This is a genomic window from Bacillus sp. RC242, from assembly GCF_044908245.1.
Taxonomy (GTDB): Bacteria; Bacillota; Bacilli; order Bacillales; family Bacillaceae_G; genus Bacillus_A; species Bacillus_A mycoides.
Genome location: NZ_JBIYCZ010000033.1, coordinates 1 through 14,055, shown reverse-complemented (window position 1 = coordinate 14,055; position 14,055 = coordinate 1). Strand labels below are relative to the sequence as shown.

General features: G+C 31.3%; 20 protein-coding genes and 4 pseudogenes. 13 read left to right on the top strand and 11 right to left on the bottom strand.

Features of this window, described 5'->3' with window-relative positions; translation table 11 throughout:
* The first annotated feature begins 181 nt into the window (after positions 1 to 181).
* Positions 182 to 514, top strand: coding sequence for a hypothetical protein (locus tag ABH957_RS29165; RefSeq protein WP_404512874.1), 333 nt, complete (start codon positions 182 to 184; stop codon positions 512 to 514).
* A 433-nt stretch (positions 515 to 947) separates the two neighbouring features.
* Here the strand turns inward: ABH957_RS29165 and ABH957_RS29160 are convergent, their stop codons facing one another.
* Complete coding sequence (locus tag ABH957_RS29160; RefSeq protein ID WP_404512872.1) at positions 948 to 1,517, bottom strand: DUF2812 domain-containing protein; 570 nt, start codon at positions 1,515 to 1,517, stop codon at positions 948 to 950.
* Positions 1,504 to 1,821 (bottom strand): PadR family transcriptional regulator, encoded by a 318-nt coding sequence (locus ABH957_RS29155; RefSeq protein ID WP_017151361.1) that lies wholly within the window; start codon positions 1,819 to 1,821, stop codon positions 1,504 to 1,506. The genes ABH957_RS29160 and ABH957_RS29155 overlap by 14 nt, the downstream gene beginning before the upstream one ends.
* A 238-nt stretch (positions 1,822 to 2,059) precedes the next feature.
* Here ABH957_RS29155 and ABH957_RS29150 point away from each other — a divergent pair, with 238 nt between their 5' ends.
* The 3 genes and pseudogenes from ABH957_RS29150 to ABH957_RS29140 form a co-directional block, all read left to right on the top strand.
* The gene (locus tag ABH957_RS29150) at positions 2,060 to 2,419 is read left to right on the top strand and encodes a DUF3796 domain-containing protein (RefSeq protein WP_098168693.1); all 360 of its coding nucleotides are present in this window, start codon (positions 2,060 to 2,062) and stop codon (positions 2,417 to 2,419) included.
* Entirely contained in the window at positions 2,409 to 2,609 is a 201-nt protein-coding gene (locus tag ABH957_RS29145) for a helix-turn-helix transcriptional regulator (protein ID WP_001128818.1), read from the top strand. The genes ABH957_RS29150 and ABH957_RS29145 overlap by 11 nt, the downstream gene beginning before the upstream one ends.
* 200 nt (positions 2,610 to 2,809) lie before the next feature.
* Positions 2,810 to 3,136, top strand: a pseudogene (locus tag ABH957_RS29140) (hypothetical protein); the annotation flags it as partial.
* A gap of 168 nt (positions 3,137 to 3,304) precedes the next feature.
* Here the strand turns inward: ABH957_RS29140 and ABH957_RS29135 are convergent.
* Together ABH957_RS29135 and ABH957_RS29130 are read right to left on the bottom strand one after the other, a co-directional pair.
* Positions 3,305 to 3,625 (bottom strand): DUF960 family protein, encoded by a 321-nt coding sequence (locus ABH957_RS29135; RefSeq protein ID WP_404512870.1) that lies wholly within the window; start codon positions 3,623 to 3,625, stop codon positions 3,305 to 3,307.
* Entirely contained in the window at positions 3,622 to 4,032 is a 411-nt protein-coding gene (locus tag ABH957_RS29130; protein WP_404512868.1) for a hypothetical protein, read from the bottom strand. The genes ABH957_RS29135 and ABH957_RS29130 overlap by 4 nt, the downstream gene beginning before the upstream one ends.
* Before the next feature lie 529 nt (positions 4,033 to 4,561).
* On the opposite strand from ABH957_RS29130, the gene tnpB reads away from it, so the two are divergent.
* Entirely contained in the window at positions 4,562 to 5,629 is a 1,068-nt protein-coding gene (tnpB, locus tag ABH957_RS29125; protein ID WP_404512880.1) for an IS200/IS605 family element RNA-guided endonuclease TnpB, read from the top strand.
* A gap of 312 nt (positions 5,630 to 5,941) precedes the next feature.
* Here the strand turns inward: tnpB and ABH957_RS29120 are convergent, their stop codons facing one another.
* From ABH957_RS29120 to ABH957_RS29100, 5 genes are all read right to left on the bottom strand, one after another.
* Entirely contained in the window at positions 5,942 to 6,472 is a 531-nt protein-coding gene (locus tag ABH957_RS29120; protein WP_404512866.1) for a hypothetical protein, read from the bottom strand.
* Positions 6,473 to 6,515: 43 nt separating this feature from the next.
* A complete protein-coding gene (nrdI, locus tag ABH957_RS29115) occupies positions 6,516 to 6,872 on the bottom strand; it encodes a class Ib ribonucleoside-diphosphate reductase assembly flavoprotein NrdI (protein ID WP_404512864.1) in 357 nt (118 codons plus the stop codon).
* A 100-nt stretch (positions 6,873 to 6,972) separates the two neighbouring features.
* Positions 6,973 to 7,446: a hypothetical protein gene (locus ABH957_RS29110; protein ID WP_404512862.1), complete on the bottom strand. Its 474-nt coding sequence runs from the start codon at positions 7,444 to 7,446 to the stop codon at positions 6,973 to 6,975.
* Position 7,447: 1 nt separating this feature from the next.
* Complete coding sequence (locus ABH957_RS29105) at positions 7,448 to 7,963, bottom strand: hypothetical protein (RefSeq protein WP_404512878.1); 516 nt, start codon at positions 7,961 to 7,963, stop codon at positions 7,448 to 7,450.
* Between the two features lie 76 nt (positions 7,964 to 8,039).
* Complete coding sequence (locus tag ABH957_RS29100; protein ID WP_198946981.1) at positions 8,040 to 8,213, bottom strand: hypothetical protein; 174 nt, start codon at positions 8,211 to 8,213, stop codon at positions 8,040 to 8,042.
* A gap of 365 nt (positions 8,214 to 8,578) precedes the next feature.
* Here ABH957_RS29100 and ABH957_RS29095 point away from each other — a divergent pair, with 365 nt between their 5' ends.
* From ABH957_RS29095 to ABH957_RS29515, 4 genes and pseudogenes are all read left to right on the top strand, one after another.
* Positions 8,579 to 9,178, top strand: a complete 600-nt coding sequence (locus ABH957_RS29095; protein WP_404512860.1) for a hypothetical protein — start codon at positions 8,579 to 8,581, stop codon at positions 9,176 to 9,178.
* A gap of 63 nt (positions 9,179 to 9,241) precedes the next feature.
* Positions 9,242 to 9,697: a hypothetical protein gene (locus tag ABH957_RS29090; RefSeq protein ID WP_404512876.1), complete on the top strand. Its 456-nt coding sequence runs from the start codon at positions 9,242 to 9,244 to the stop codon at positions 9,695 to 9,697.
* A 186-nt stretch (positions 9,698 to 9,883) separates the two neighbouring features.
* A complete protein-coding gene (locus ABH957_RS29085) occupies positions 9,884 to 10,105 on the top strand; it encodes a Spo0E family sporulation regulatory protein-aspartic acid phosphatase (RefSeq protein WP_404512858.1) in 222 nt (73 codons plus the stop codon).
* 90 nt (positions 10,106 to 10,195) lie between these two features.
* Positions 10,196 to 10,294, top strand: a pseudogene (locus tag ABH957_RS29515) (DUF3967 domain-containing protein); the annotation flags it as partial.
* Between the two features lie 63 nt (positions 10,295 to 10,357).
* On the opposite strand, the gene ABH957_RS29080 reads toward ABH957_RS29515, so the two are convergent.
* Positions 10,358 to 11,065: an IS6 family transposase gene (locus tag ABH957_RS29080; protein ID WP_404512856.1), complete on the bottom strand. Its 708-nt coding sequence runs from the start codon at positions 11,063 to 11,065 to the stop codon at positions 10,358 to 10,360.
* A gap of 84 nt (positions 11,066 to 11,149) precedes the next feature.
* Here ABH957_RS29080 and ABH957_RS29075 point away from each other — a divergent pair.
* From ABH957_RS29075 to ABH957_RS29060, 4 genes and pseudogenes are all read left to right on the top strand, one after another.
* Positions 11,150 to 11,239 (top strand): annotated as a pseudogene (locus ABH957_RS29075) (DUF4177 domain-containing protein); the annotation flags it as partial.
* Positions 11,240 to 11,553: 314 nt separating this feature from the next.
* Positions 11,554 to 11,724 carry a DUF4083 family protein gene (locus ABH957_RS29070; RefSeq protein ID WP_097882359.1) on the top strand — a complete coding sequence of 57 codons (171 nt, stop codon included), beginning with the start codon at positions 11,554 to 11,556 and terminating at the stop codon, positions 11,722 to 11,724.
* A 51-nt stretch (positions 11,725 to 11,775) separates the two neighbouring features.
* Positions 11,776 to 12,213, top strand: coding sequence for a GNAT family N-acetyltransferase (locus ABH957_RS29065; protein WP_404512854.1), 438 nt, complete (start codon positions 11,776 to 11,778; stop codon positions 12,211 to 12,213).
* Positions 12,214 to 12,472: 259 nt separating this feature from the next.
* A complete protein-coding gene (locus ABH957_RS29060) occupies positions 12,473 to 13,027 on the top strand; it encodes a GNAT family N-acetyltransferase (protein WP_404512852.1) in 555 nt (184 codons plus the stop codon).
* Between the two features lie 511 nt (positions 13,028 to 13,538).
* Here ABH957_RS29060 and ABH957_RS29055 read toward each other — a convergent pair.
* Positions 13,539 to 13,864 (bottom strand): annotated as a pseudogene (locus tag ABH957_RS29055) (hypothetical protein).
* Positions 13,865 to 14,055: the final 191 nt, after the last annotated feature.

Below are 14,055 nucleotides of genomic sequence, written 5' to 3'. Positions count from 1 at the left end.
ACTAACAAAGAAAACAAAACAAGTATAGAAGTACATAATGAATAGGTGGATGCCTTTTTAGAAGAAGGATCCACCTTTTTTTTGCTATCGATAATAGGACGTTATGTTAACTATATACGAATATCATATTCATCCAAAATTGCCCTTATTGATGGTACAATTAAAATCTTGGAGGGATATTATGGGGATTATTTTATATTTTGCATTTTATTTTGGAGTACTGTTTCTTATAATTGGTACTGCATTAGTTTTATTTATTATGGCTGCATTACCAAAAATCTGGAGTAAAAATCTATCATTCGTAATGATCGGTTTAGGGATAAATATACTTATCATTCCGTTATCTTATTTTATAGGTGGGATGGCAACAGATTCTCCTGATAGTACTAGGTTAGATTTTTGGAAAGGATTTTTCTTTGTTCAAAAAATACCGCTCTTTTTACTGATTTTTTTATTATTTTTAACTTTGGTGTCATGGTTTATTCGTAAGAACAAGAAAAAAGTAAACATGTAGAATTTTAAAACGACTTCCAATAACAAGAATTATGTAAATAAGCTGTTCATATGGACAGCTTATTTTATTTTTCCGCATAGCATAGATTATTTTGAAAAATGCTGACGGTACCCCATGCCCATCAACTTAAGTTTTTAATGTCCCCCCAAAACGATAAAAATAAACTTGGTTGCCATAAAAGACATCACGTTTTTATTCTGAAAGCATTATAAAATTTTAACCTAATGATTATATAGAAGGTACCGATTATTAGGGAAATTATACAATAAGATGTCCGGAGATAATATAGTTGTTTAATTTACATTATCAAGACCTAAATCAAAAAAAGTCATAAAAAATAAGGAGTGATACATATTAGTCATTGACTAATATGTATCACTCCTTTACTTCTTGCTCCACAATCGCACCCGATTCTGGAAAATTTAAAAAACGTTTATTTTTCTTTTAACATTGAATACTTTCGATAAGTTTTATAGAAATTGATACCCAAAAAAACAAACAGAAGTGTGGAAGACAACTTCAAAAGGACAAATGGAGTTTCAAATAAAAATGCCTTCCAAAATAATGAACCTTTCATACTCCAAAGACCTTCATGATATAATCCCGAATCCTTGTAAAACATATAAGAATAAGCTAAACACAGCATAACCAACCAAAATGAATAATTCATTAATTTTTTATAATGATTATCCTTTGATTGGCGATCCGAGAAGATTTCATTTTGATCATCATCTTCTTTTTGCCAATACCGTATTCCACTAAGCCAGGGCCCTTTTATATAGTTCCAACCGAAATCCTCATATATCCCTTTGTATTCAGCCAACTTTTTCTTAGGTAAATAATCTTGATAATCAAGTCGTATAACATATCTCTTGTCAGTTTTTTCGAAAGTGTATATTCCTAATCCACTAATATTTGTACAACGATAGCCTTTTTGTAATTGCTCGTTCAGCCATTGCTCCTCTTTTTCAATATCAAAAAACATCTTACTAAATTTCTTCATTCGATTCACTTCCTTCGTACAGGGATAAAATATGCAATAACCTGTTTTGTTCCATTTTCAAAATAGCGCTTCCTTCTGCAGTTATCATATAAACTTTTCTCCGACCGGACTCTCCAACAGGTTCAATCCAACCATGCTTATTCAAGTTTTCAATCGCACCGTATAATGTACCAGCTGCTAAAATAACAGTACCGTTACTTATCTTTTCTATCTTCTGCATTACGGCATAGCCATGGAGTGGCTCACGCATGGCTAATAAAATATAATGCATGGTTTCAGACAACGGTAATAATTTATGTTTCATATACTCACCCTTTATTCAGTTTGACTATATAGTTCAACTCAATAATAACTTAATACAGTTCAACTGAATAGTCAACAACATTTTCAAAATTAGTGTAGGTTTGAAATAAAGTTTAACCGTTTTGAAAAAAGATTAACTGCTTATAAAAAAGTCGTACCGTTTTAAATCCTATTTATTTCCAAGTGAATGTGATATATTTATATCATAAAGAGCGAAATATATCACACAGGAGGTTTATATGAAAAATAAATTAGCTTATTTAGGATTTCTCGGTTTTTTGGGTTTTTTAGGTCCGTTCTCATTTGTAGGTAATATTTCATGGGCATCTTATTTTTTCGGTTTCTTTTTCTTCTTCGCATATGCAAAAGTCGTACCAGATGAGCTTTTTATGCTACATGTTCGCCTCGCAGCTACAAGAGCCTTTTTCATAGCACTAGTATTAGGGAGTATACTACTCTTAAGTGTTTTTATTTTTGAAAATCTACATGTAATTCGGTTCTTTGTTATATTTTCGTTTTTCATACCTTTAGGTACATTCATAATTAATTTAGAAATATTTGAGCGTAGAGAAAAGAAAGGGATGCAAGATGCCACTTAAAACTCGAATGAAAGAATATAGGGTAAAGCTAAGTATGTCTCAAGAAGATTTAGCCAATGAAGTTGGTGTCAGAAGAGAAACAATTGGCAATCTCGAAAATGGAAAATATAATCCTTCATTCAAGCTTACTTATGATATTGCGAAGGTTTTGAAAGCACCTATTGAAGTTCTGTTTTGGTTTGAAGAATAGGTTAGGTATAAGTAAATTGTTGTAATAGATATGTCTATGAGTTTTGATTAATCTTTTTTATAAAAACTAGATTTGGATTTCTAACAAAAGACTCCATTTTGATTAATCTTTTTTCAAAATGGAGTCTTCTTATTTATCATCTAATATGGATTTGTGGAGTTTTTTTGATTAAACTTTATTTCAAACCAACAATTAGTCAAATGAAAGATTTCTCCGAACAATCTAAAGAAATAGACGGTATTGTAAAAAGTAGCAAGTCAATGAAGAAAAAGTCAGAGGAGTTAAAAGAAGTATCTAAACCTTATTTAGAGTTAGTGGACAAAATAAGTAAGTTAGAGTATGAAGAAGATCACCCAGTACAACATAATGTAGGTTTAGCGATGATTCATGTAAAAGATGGGGTGGCAATCATACAAGAAGGTTTAGATAAGGGTAAAGAATATGAAGTTGATGGTGGGGTTGAAAGATTAGAGACTGCTTCTAAGTTAATTGATAAGGCAAACAAAGAATTGAAAAAATCTAAGTAACCTAACTATAGGGGAGTGTATTATATCTAAAGGCTATCCTATAATTAATGGATCCTAAAGCTTAATACATAATAAAAATACCGGTTCTAATAAGAACCGGTATTTTAAATGGTATTATTTTGAAGCGCTTATTTTACTAAGTAAAATAAGTGTATAGTCTAATTCCTATCAATAATCCGTTGGTAACATCATAATAAAACTTTTACCGTTATCAATAATCCATATACGGTGTGCTAATGGAAGTTTATCCACTTTTACATTCGTTTTGGAACGTATTTCAAAACCTGGACTTTCTGGTTGATAATTTAATACCAAATAATTATCTTCCAATTTTAAATCAAAGATGTGTTTATAGCTTAATAAAGAATTGTTGCTTGAAAGTATTTGTGTTTTAAAAAAATCCCAAATGCTTTTAGTTATTACTGAAGGAAGAGTTTTATCTATACTTGCAGTTCCATAACTATGACGGTAAATATTACGTATTTTCATATTGTATCCTCTTTTTCAAAACCAAAGGAGATTGAAACATTTAAGGATAAATCTAATGATGGTACATGTAAATTACCCCATGTATCTAATGGATCATGCCCATCTATAACATATCTTTCCTCAATTCTCGCTAAATAATAGTTTTCATTTCCAATGCAATTTAGCCAATAAAATAATAGTAAAATAGATTCGCTATTTTTAGTATCGTTTATGTTTTCTCCTAGTTCCTCTGGCATATCCCACTTAAAATCCGTCCAATGCCATAACAGACCGTGTGGTATTGTATTTTTTGTTTTTGCCTTATTCAGTAATGCGTACACTTTTTCTACTGATTCAGAATTAGTTAATATTTCATTCATAGATCTTAATAAATCTGAATGCCTTATAATTAACACAACATTTGCCATGTGATTAATACCTCCTAAAGTTTTCTTAATAAAATTTCACGTACCATATATTTAATATATTTTTAAACACCAAGTAATCAAGGGAATGCTGTACTTGAAAGGACGGAAATATCATTTAGAATTTCACACGTAATTACGTAAAACATAATCACAATCGCTACATATATCCTTATACGATTTACCGTGTATGGTTTTCTTTTCAAATAGTTCAATTGTCTCGACATAATAGGAACAATTTGTACATTTTTTAAAGTGTAAATCCAATTAATCAATAGGTAATTTATTTTTATCATTTTAGCCAAGATGATTCCTTCTTCAAGTAAAGCGAAGTGAATAGATGAGAGATGAATTGATTTCGAACAAGGGATGGCAGGAGGCCATCTTAATCGTTAGACATACATAAAGTGTTACTTCACTACCTATCGAATGTATGTTTGTTGTATAATAGAAACATATCGAAATGGAGGTGAAATGAATGATGATCAATAAAGCATATAAATTTCGTATCTATCCAAATTAAGCACAAGCGATCCTAATCGATAAAACGATTGGTTGTTCTCGTTTTGTATTCAATCACTTTCTATCTCTATGGGATAACGCATACAAAGAAACAGGAAAAGGTTTGACATATGGTACATGCTCTGCCAAACTTCCTGCCATGAAGAAAGAGTTTGTTTGGTTAAAAGAAGTGGATAGTATTGCGATTCAATCGGCTGTTCGCAACCTTGCGGATGCCTACACACGTTTTTTTCAAAAACAAAACAGTGCCCCGCGTTTCAAATCTAAGAAGAACAACCTACAATCTTACACCACAAAACAAACATATGAAAACATCGCCGTTATAGGAAACAAAATAAAATTGCCAAAACTAGGTCTTGTTCGATTTGCCAAAAGTCGTGAAGTAACGGGACGTATTGTAAATGCTACGGTTAGACGGAGCCCTTCTGGCAAATACTTTGTGTCATTGCTAGTTGAAATAGAAGTGCAAGAACTTCCGAAAACAGGTTCTTATATTGGAATGGATGTGGGACTAAAAGATTTCGCCATACTGTCAAATGGAAAAACCTATGAAAATCCGAAGTTTTTCCGATTATTAGAAGCTAAGTTGGCGAAAGCGCAGCATGTTCTTTCTAGAAGAATGAAAGGATCTTCTCGTTGGAATAAGCAACGAGTAAAGGTAGCTAGAATTCATGAATACATTTCAAATGCTAGAAAAGACTACTTAGAAAAAGTCTCAACTGAAATCATCAAAAACCACGATGTTATCGGTATTGAGGATTTACAAGTATCGAATATGTTAAAGAATCATAAGTTAGCAAAGGCGATTAGTGAAGTATCTTGGTCGCAATTTCGATTCATGTTAGAATACAAAGCAAAATGGTACGGCAAACAAGTCATTGTCGTATCGAAAACATTTGCTTCCAGCCAATTATGTTCTTGTTGTGGATATCAGAACAAAGACGTTAAAAATCTAAACCTACGGAAATGGGACTGCCCGTCTTGTCGTACACACCATGATAGGGATATTAACGCAAGTATCAATATAAAAAATGAAGCGATAAGGCTTCTAACCGCAAGGACTGCGGGGTTAGCCTAATAAATTAGAGTTCGATAGAACTCTTTACTTAGGAATCCTCCTCTTCTAAACGAAGTGAAGTAGGGGTAGTTCAAATAGCCAAATATCTACATCAAATTATATTAGTTTTTTGATTTTTGGAAATTTCATAGTAGGAGTTTGAGGTTTAATATTAACTAAATTAAGCATGAAGGACCTCCTTAATATAATTCTGATTCACCCAAATAATCTGGGTGAATCAGAAGCTTTATCCAAGTATTTAATCTTAAAATTTCATCAAAGTTAAATTAAAAAAGGATATTTTGGCTATTAATAAGTGAAAGCGAATTTTTCTTAAATACGAATAAAGTCATGGGTGCTAATATGAAAATCTTCCTGTTTTTGAAACACAATCACTTCAGAACAACCTTCACTCTTTTTTATTTTGTTTATAAAATTATTTAAATTTTTTTGATCATAATTTTCTATTTTCCAATATACTAACTCATTCTTTATCGACCAGCCTTTTAAATAATTTTCGCGGAGACCAACTACTAATAAGATGAAATTCTTATTCTTTTTACTATTCTTTTTATATACCTTTTCCAAATTTACATATCCAAGTAGTAATGCAAATAGCATTTCTATATCACCAGACATACTGGATATGAAATTTTCATGTTTGGCATATGCAAATAATCTTTGCTTAATAACGGTTAAATCATAATTACTAAACTCCAATACCATTGGGCCGCCCCAATCACCATCAGATATATAGCCAGCTTTTTTTCCATCTATATATACCACTGCTTGTTGAAGTGGTTCACCCTCATGTCCACGTTTAATTGTGTAAGTCTTGATTTCAATCCCATTAATACTTGCCATTGTTATTCTCCCTGGTCTGCATGATTTAATTCTTAAATATCCGTCATACAATCTGTGAATAAATAGATTCAAATTTTTTGCGATCATTTATCGTTCCAGATAACTCAAATTTCATTAATACGGGTACGTTGTATTTATCAGAGATAACATCTGCACTCTTTGCAAACATGTCTCCCCAATTGCGATTGCCGCTTGCTGCAACGCCTCGTAAGTGCTTATAATTCTTTGTTAAGAAGTCTTCTACAAGTTGTGGCACTTGACCAAAACCTGTTGTGTAAGTAACGAGTATAAAATCTTCTTCAAGGAGTGAATTGTCAGTAATTTTTACTGACTTTATATTTGGTAATGATTTTATAAACCGTTCAACATTACTTGTCTTAGATGCAAATGCCACTAACATAAAAGTACCCCCTTGACTATTTTTTAAAGCAGAAAAGGGGCATATTCCAATTGAATATAACCCCATTTTGAAACTATAAAATTTGGTTTTTACCAAGGTCTTAATTACTGATAGTTAGTTGTTCATTTAAGTCTTCTATTATGGAATCTTTAGTTGATTCCATCCCGACAGGAATAGCAACTCCATATATAACCCCCTGAATTAACCCATCTGGATAATTCGGAGTATCTTTAACCCGTTCTAATAAAAATCCAGCAAACTCTTCAATTGTTTCATCATCTTGAGCGTAAAATTGAATATTTCCAAGAAGGACTAGTTCCGGAGTCTCTGGACTTTGTTGCATTGGCACTAGTTCCTTCATTAACGGTTGACGTATTTCTGGTAAGCAATAATCTAAAAATATGCCTATTGTCGAAATAACCATAGTATCCATGAAAGAAGTAATAATCAGATCTCCTTTCATTCCATAAACCCGAATTGCTGCAGCTATTTGACGATAATCTTCGCTATTCAAATACCCTTGAAATTCACCATTTAAATATAAACTAAATAACTCATTATTATTTTCAAACATATTATAATTCCTCCTTATTATCTTTAATAATATTTCTATCATCTTCATAATGACTTGCTGCTGCATCTGAAAATTGGTCCAACAGAAAGTGAATTTGTCTGTCTAGCAGAATAATATCGTCAAATACATGACTTCCAAAGTACATGCTAATTGATGTAATACTTTCAAAGTTAATACTCAATTCATATTGCCCTATCTTACTGTTGAAATAGAAAGTTGACTTTTGCTGCGTATTTTGGAATTTATGACGTACTTCTGTTTTTTCGAGAAGATTTCTTTCTTCAAGTTTCGGAGCGATAAAACGATATATTGCTTTAATGAGACTTGAAGAGAGTATTTCCATCATAAAAGTAAAAACTTCTGGATTCTTCTTGTAGATACGATTATAGGAATCTAAAAAAAGCATCGTTTTTGTAAATTCAATTTTGTTATTAGAGAACTTTTGAATTTCAGCATTTTCGTGAAGTGAACAGCTGTCCCAGTAAGTTTCATTTAGCAGCTCAATAAAATTATTCATCTTAACTCCCTCCATAATAAAAACTCCTCAAAATTGAGAAGTCTGTTCATTACGCATATATGCGTTAAATATTTTCTTACTGTGTTTCTAATCGAAATTCTTCGTAGTCTTTTCTCAAAAGTAGGTATTGTTTTGAAATGATTTCTTGAATGTATTCATGTGTTAGATCCTGATTCTCAGTAAGAGTATCACTTTTTAATTCTGGCCATGTTTTACCGCATTGATCTAATACGAATTCATTAAAACTCATTTATTCTCTCCTTTCTAGACAATACAAAAAGCCCTTCAAGGATACTGGATAGTAAGAACCAATGCATTTAGCATTACATTCTTCTTTCAAGTAACCCGAAGGGCTTATGTGTATTGAGATTGATTTAAAAAATAAAAAAGGTGTATATAACAAATAATATCTCGAATTTTTGAAAATGTAAATTAATTATAAAGAATTCATTTTAGAGTTTGATAAATATAATTTATAAGAAGTAAATATGAAAAAGTTAGAGAATTATCTTAGTTATTAAATAGATTCTGCCTATACTTTAAGTAGAGCCCAATTTATTAAATTTAAATAGTTTATATGTTCATATATAGAATTTTGAAGGGGGTATATTGTAAATGATTCCAACGTCAACATACGTGGCTAAATGGGCATTAGATGACTTAACACTTGCATCAAGACCAAATCAGGGGATCAAACTAAGTACATTTAAAAAATTAGAGAAACTTTATGTAGAATACAGAGAAATGATTGAGGGAGATACTAGCTTTGAAATCACACATTATTTGCTAGAGTTTATCAATCCGCATAATCTCTTTGTAGTAAGAGAGGGTTACTATATATTTGATAATAAAACGATGAAATTTATTAAAGTATCGGATGACATCCATTTTTCAAATCAAAGCTTAGCGTACTGTAATAATGGAGTTGCAGTGGATTTAATAAACGGAAAAATGCATTTTTTAGAAGGTCATTATTATAAAGTTAAGACCTCATATGTTGATTTATTAAAAGGAGAAACTATACCTGTAATGGTACTAAGTCATTTAGATAATAATGTTGGAGTATCGGTTCCTTTGACAATGTTTAATGAGGAGAGAACTTTTAAAATTTCAGAGAGTTATATAGTGGATCTTACCTCGAAAAATTGTAACAATGAGAGTGAATTTAGTGAAAAGGGAAACGTAGTACGATTTCTAAAACCATCTATTGTGTAGTTAAGTATATAAGTTAATTAAATTCATAATGAATTTAAGAAGGTGATAAATTTGTCTTTTGAAATGTATACAGCCTTTCGAGGTAAAGTAATTATAAAGGATGAATATAAAGAATTGGTGGAATTAATAAATACAGGAAGCTGGGAAGAAGCAGCGTTAAAGTTTCCATTTGTTAAAGAATATATAAAAGTTAATCGAAGTAAAGACATTCCATTTACAAAGGAACAGATAGTTCAAGCATTAGCAGAAGATGATTTTCTATATATGAGGTGGCACGTAGGAAACTGGGAAGAAGAGAATGACTATTATACAAATTTAAAAGGTAATGAATGGTCATTTATAGCCAATTTAAAGAATTACAGAGATACAGAATATAATGTGACACCTATTTCATTATTTATGAATGTGATATTAAAAGAAGTAGCAGAACATATAATAAAGGTGGAAGCTTGGTATGGTGAAGCTGATGAACCAGAAGAATATGTTTTTATTAATAATGAATTTATAAAGAAGTTGTAGCAGTAATGGAATATTGCTGCTTTTTTATTTCTAGATACACTAAAATTATTGTTGTTGGGTTTATGCATATTTATTTATAATAGAATATGGAAAATATTACACTGCAATAATAAAGATTTTTAGTATACAAGAGCTGGGAGCAGCTCTTTTTATTTTGCTCAGGGGGAGTGTGAAAGAAAAAAGCTTATGTTAGTGGCGAAGTTAAATGATCTAATAGAGAATAAAAAATTAGAATTAGTAGAACTGGTAAATAAACATGGCTTTAGTCATACGAAAGTCCTCTATTTAAGTCAGGAAATTGATAAATTAATTAATAAATATATGATTATAAAAAAGGAACCCTGTAATAGTAGGGTTCAAAGGGAACAGATACATAAAATAAATAAAGAGAATAATTTAATTATATAGGAAATTTGATACTGTAATATTGAGAAAATGTAAAACCTTAATTAATTATTTTCGTTTGAAAAGTGATGTGATTACTATTTTAAAAGCTATTTAAAGTTAATTCAAAGATTGGATCAGCAAAGTGAATTTTTACAGGAAACTGATGCTCAACGAATAATAAGAGAAGAACAAAGGGATATTCAATTAATGGGTTCTGGTGCAAAGATTGTATTTATTTGAAAGAGGTATATAGATTCCTAATGGAATCTATTCTTATGCAGCCATTCCGAATAGTTGATGAATAAACTTCACTTCATTTTGGACAGACTTGTCCCGTAAAATAAGTTGGTCTTTTTTAATGATATGCATTGCTTCTATTCCTGAAAGAATAGATTTAGCTGTACGAAAAGATTTCAATCCTAGCATTGAATGAACTCTCTTTTTAATAAAACGATGATCTTGCTCTACAATGTTATTAAGGTATTTTACCTGCCTTATTTGGATGCCCACAGGCATCTTTTTCTCTGTCTTCAACTCTTCAATCGCTATAGGATAGGCCGGGTTGTTGTCCACTGTAATCACACGGGGCTTTGAAACATGAAAAGACTGCAAAGCTTTCTTGAAAAAACGCTTTGCAGCCCTATGATCTCTTGTTTTGCTTAAATGAAAATCAATTGTATATCCTTTTGAATCAACAGCACGATATAGGTACATCCATTGACCTTTGACTTTCACATACGTCTCATCGACTCGCCAAGAATCATTGGTTGACTTAAGATGACGTCGTACTCGCTTATCTAATTCGGGACCATATTGATGAACCCATCGCATGATAGTTGTATGAGCCAGGGATAGCCCGCGTTCTTCCATCATTTCGACTAAATCACGAAAACTGAGGTTGTACCGTAGGTACCATCTCACGGTTAATAAAATAACATCCGGTTGATAATGTTTCCACTTGAATAGATTTTGCTTTTCCATACCAATCACATCCTTTTTTAGAGTAATAGTATCAGTATGTCCAAGTCTGAAAGACTTTTTTTAGATATTTTGAAGTTTTTGCACCAGAACCGTTGGGAATTTGTTCAAGTCCTTACTCTAACAATGGCAGGATACACGAGTTCTTTGGAGATTATCTTCAAACGAACCAAATAACTCCTTTCAAAAACAAGAGAGGTTTGCTTTAAATAACATACAAAAAGAACTGAAATATTTGGGGATCTAATTGTTCTCAATTTAACTTATAAGACAAATAAGCTAATATTAATCAACTTCTAATAACAAAAATTATGTGAATACTAAAGTCCTCCAGTTAAACAATCTGGAGGACTTTTAATAGTCTTCTAAATACATTGAATCCCGATAATGATACGTTATGTCAACTTGACTTGTATACAATATACAACCCAAATCACAAAACATATTAGCTCTTCTAAATGGTACAATAAGGAAAAAGGGGGTTCTAAATAATGCCTTTAGGAACTACTATTTCTTACATCATTATTGCAATAATCATTGGTGCACTATTTGGAGGGATTATACGTATAATTCGGCGTAACAGTAATCACAAGAAACAAGATCCAGTTGAGCAAAAGTTAGATAGAGTTATTCAACTGTTAGAAAAACAAAACAAAGATTGACCTTACCTCCGAACAGGAGTGGTTTGCTTTAACATTAGGAGGCGAGAAAATATGATTAAACAGGCTAGTAAAAATGATCTTAATGAAATTCTAATAAGATCAAATAATGCTTTATACGAAGGAACGGCCAAGACCTTTAAACCTACACATGAACGAGTAAAAGAAATTGTACAAGCAACATTAGAGCAAGGGGCATACTACCTAGTATCCAAAGATGATGACGACTTAAAAGGATGGATTCTAATTGGCAGTGGTAAAGATTATTTTTCACAAGAAAGTGTAGGATTCATTTACGAATTATACATTTTACCAGAGTATCGTGGCCAAAAGTTTTCAAAGAAATTGATGAAGGCAGGTATAGACGAATTGTTTTTAAAAGGACATAAAGAAATACGATTAAATGTTCATGTAAAGAACTTTGCAAGAGAATTATATAAAGAATTCGGTTTTATAGATCGACAGATTTCAATGAGTTTAACCTGTAAATAATGAACTTCCGCTAACGATAATTATGTAAATACGAAAGTCCTCCAGTTAAACAATCTGGAGGGTTTTTAATAGTCTTCTAAATATATTGAATCCCGATAATAATGCGTTATGTTAACCGAGCATGAATATCCTATTCATCCAAATTTGCACAAGATGGTCCTTACTGGTGATACCCCTACTTAAAGAAGTGAAATAACTCAGTCCTTAATTTTCTGAAAATTCATGGTATAATTTTAAAAATAGATAAGGGGGAATAATATTGTTTTCATTTAGAATAGATGAAGAAATATCTATTGAATTATTACAGCAACACCATAAGGAAGAATTGTATGAACTAATTGATACAAATCGTGAACATCTTAGAAAATGGCTATTATGGGTCGATAAAAGAAAATCAGCGGAAGATTTTGAATCCATAATTCCTATCTGGATAAGAAATTACGCAGACAACAACGGTTTTGATGTGGGCATTAGGTATAATGGAAAATTAGTTGGTATGGTAGGGCTTCATTATATTGATTGGAAAAATAATTCAACGAGTATCGGTTATTTTCTATCTGAAGAAGCCCAAGGTCAAGGTATTATCACAAGGTCTGTGTCATCATTGTTAAACTATCTTTTTGGAACCATGAATATCAATAGAGTGGGGATTCAATGTGCCGTTAATAATCATAAGAGTATAGCTATTCCTGAAAGATTAGGTTTTGTTAAAGAAGGTATCAAAAGGGAAGGACAATGGCTGTATGACCATTATGAAGACTTGATTACTTATAGCTTATTATCAAAGGATTGGAAATCAACTTTCCCTTTATGAAGTAAATGACTTCCGCTAACGAAAATTATGTAAATACGAAAGTCCTTCAGTTAAACAATCTGGAGGGTTTTTAATAGTCTTCTAAATATATTGAATCCCGATAATAGGACGTTATGTTAACCGAATGTGTATAGAATATACAGAAAAACTTTTCTTATAAGTGGATTATCTAAATGATACAATTAAGAAAAGGGAGGTTTATGTATGAAAAAGGGTTTTATAAGAAAAACATTCCTGAAGGAATGGATGTTTACTCTAGTACTAATAGCAATTTTCCTTAATTTTTATATCCAAAAAACAGGTATAACACACATTCCCCTACTCAAATTACTGTTTATTCCCGTTATCTTTATCGTTGCTCATTTCATAGATAAGAAATTTGCAAAGTATGCAAGTTAGACATAGAAAGTATTCTGAGATTTAAAAAGCAATATAATGATTTCCACCTTTTTATTTCGGAAAAGGGTTGCTGTAATATTAAAAATTCGTTAGCGGAAGTCATTTTAAAATTCTATGTGTCGATTTTTTCTTTGCCCTTACGGATAACCACCATATCAAAGCCACAAATAGCACGAAAAGCGGTATTATTTGAATAAAGAAAAATCCTTTCCAAAAATAAAGTGGATTATTATATGTGAATTCTGTTGACGCCTCATTTGTATAAGAAACAAACGAACCTACCAAACAAGAAATTGGAATTGTGAGTAGATTTATCGCTAAACAGATTATTATCAATGATAGATTTTTAGCCTTAATTTTTGGTGAAACAGACATGAAAAATAAAAATATTGAAGTACCGGATATAAGAAAAAATGGTATTACATAAAAAATTAACATAATATCCCTCCATGATTTTGATTGTACCATCAGCAAAGACAATTTTGTGCAAATTTGCATGAATAGGGTATTCATGTGAGGTTAACATAACGTCTCATTATCGATAGCAAAAAAAAGGTGGATCCTTCTTCTAAAAAGGCATCCACCTATTCATTATGTACTTCTATACTTGTTTTGTTTTCTTTGTTAGT

Coding starts and splice junctions, on each gene's coding strand:
- ABH957_RS29165 (WP_404512874.1), top strand. CDS start 182: ATGGGGATTATTTTATATTTTGCATTTTATTTTGGAGTACTGTTTCTT.
- ABH957_RS29160 (WP_404512872.1), bottom strand. CDS start 1,517: ATGAAGAAATTTAGTAAGATGTTTTTTGATATTGAAAAAGAGGAGCAA.
- ABH957_RS29155 (WP_017151361.1), bottom strand. CDS start 1,821: ATGAAACATAAATTATTACCGTTGTCTGAAACCATGCATTATATTTTA.
- ABH957_RS29150 (WP_098168693.1), top strand. CDS start 2,060: ATGAAAAATAAATTAGCTTATTTAGGATTTCTCGGTTTTTTGGGTTTT.
- ABH957_RS29145 (WP_001128818.1), top strand. CDS start 2,409: ATGCCACTTAAAACTCGAATGAAAGAATATAGGGTAAAGCTAAGTATG.
- ABH957_RS29135 (WP_404512870.1), bottom strand. CDS start 3,625: ATGAAAATACGTAATATTTACCGTCATAGTTATGGAACTGCAAGTATA.
- ABH957_RS29130 (WP_404512868.1), bottom strand. CDS start 4,032: ATGGCAAATGTTGTGTTAATTATAAGGCATTCAGATTTATTAAGATCT.
- ABH957_RS29120 (WP_404512866.1), bottom strand. CDS start 6,472: ATGGCAAGTATTAATGGGATTGAAATCAAGACTTACACAATTAAACGT.
- nrdI (WP_404512864.1), bottom strand. CDS start 6,872: ATGTTAGTGGCATTTGCATCTAAGACAAGTAATGTTGAACGGTTTATA.
- ABH957_RS29110 (WP_404512862.1), bottom strand. CDS start 7,446: ATGTTTGAAAATAATAATGAGTTATTTAGTTTATATTTAAATGGTGAA.
- ABH957_RS29105 (WP_404512878.1), bottom strand. CDS start 7,963: ATGAATAATTTTATTGAGCTGCTAAATGAAACTTACTGGGACAGCTGT.
- ABH957_RS29100 (WP_198946981.1), bottom strand. CDS start 8,213: ATGAGTTTTAATGAATTCGTATTAGATCAATGCGGTAAAACATGGCCA.
- ABH957_RS29095 (WP_404512860.1), top strand. CDS start 8,579: ATGATTCCAACGTCAACATACGTGGCTAAATGGGCATTAGATGACTTA.
- ABH957_RS29090 (WP_404512876.1), top strand. CDS start 9,242: ATGTATACAGCCTTTCGAGGTAAAGTAATTATAAAGGATGAATATAAA.
- ABH957_RS29085 (WP_404512858.1), top strand. CDS start 9,884: ATGTTAGTGGCGAAGTTAAATGATCTAATAGAGAATAAAAAATTAGAA.
- ABH957_RS29080 (WP_404512856.1), bottom strand. CDS start 11,065: ATGGAAAAGCAAAATCTATTCAAGTGGAAACATTATCAACCGGATGTT.
- ABH957_RS29070 (WP_097882359.1), top strand. CDS start 11,554: ATGCCTTTAGGAACTACTATTTCTTACATCATTATTGCAATAATCATT.
- ABH957_RS29065 (WP_404512854.1), top strand. CDS start 11,776: ATGATTAAACAGGCTAGTAAAAATGATCTTAATGAAATTCTAATAAGA.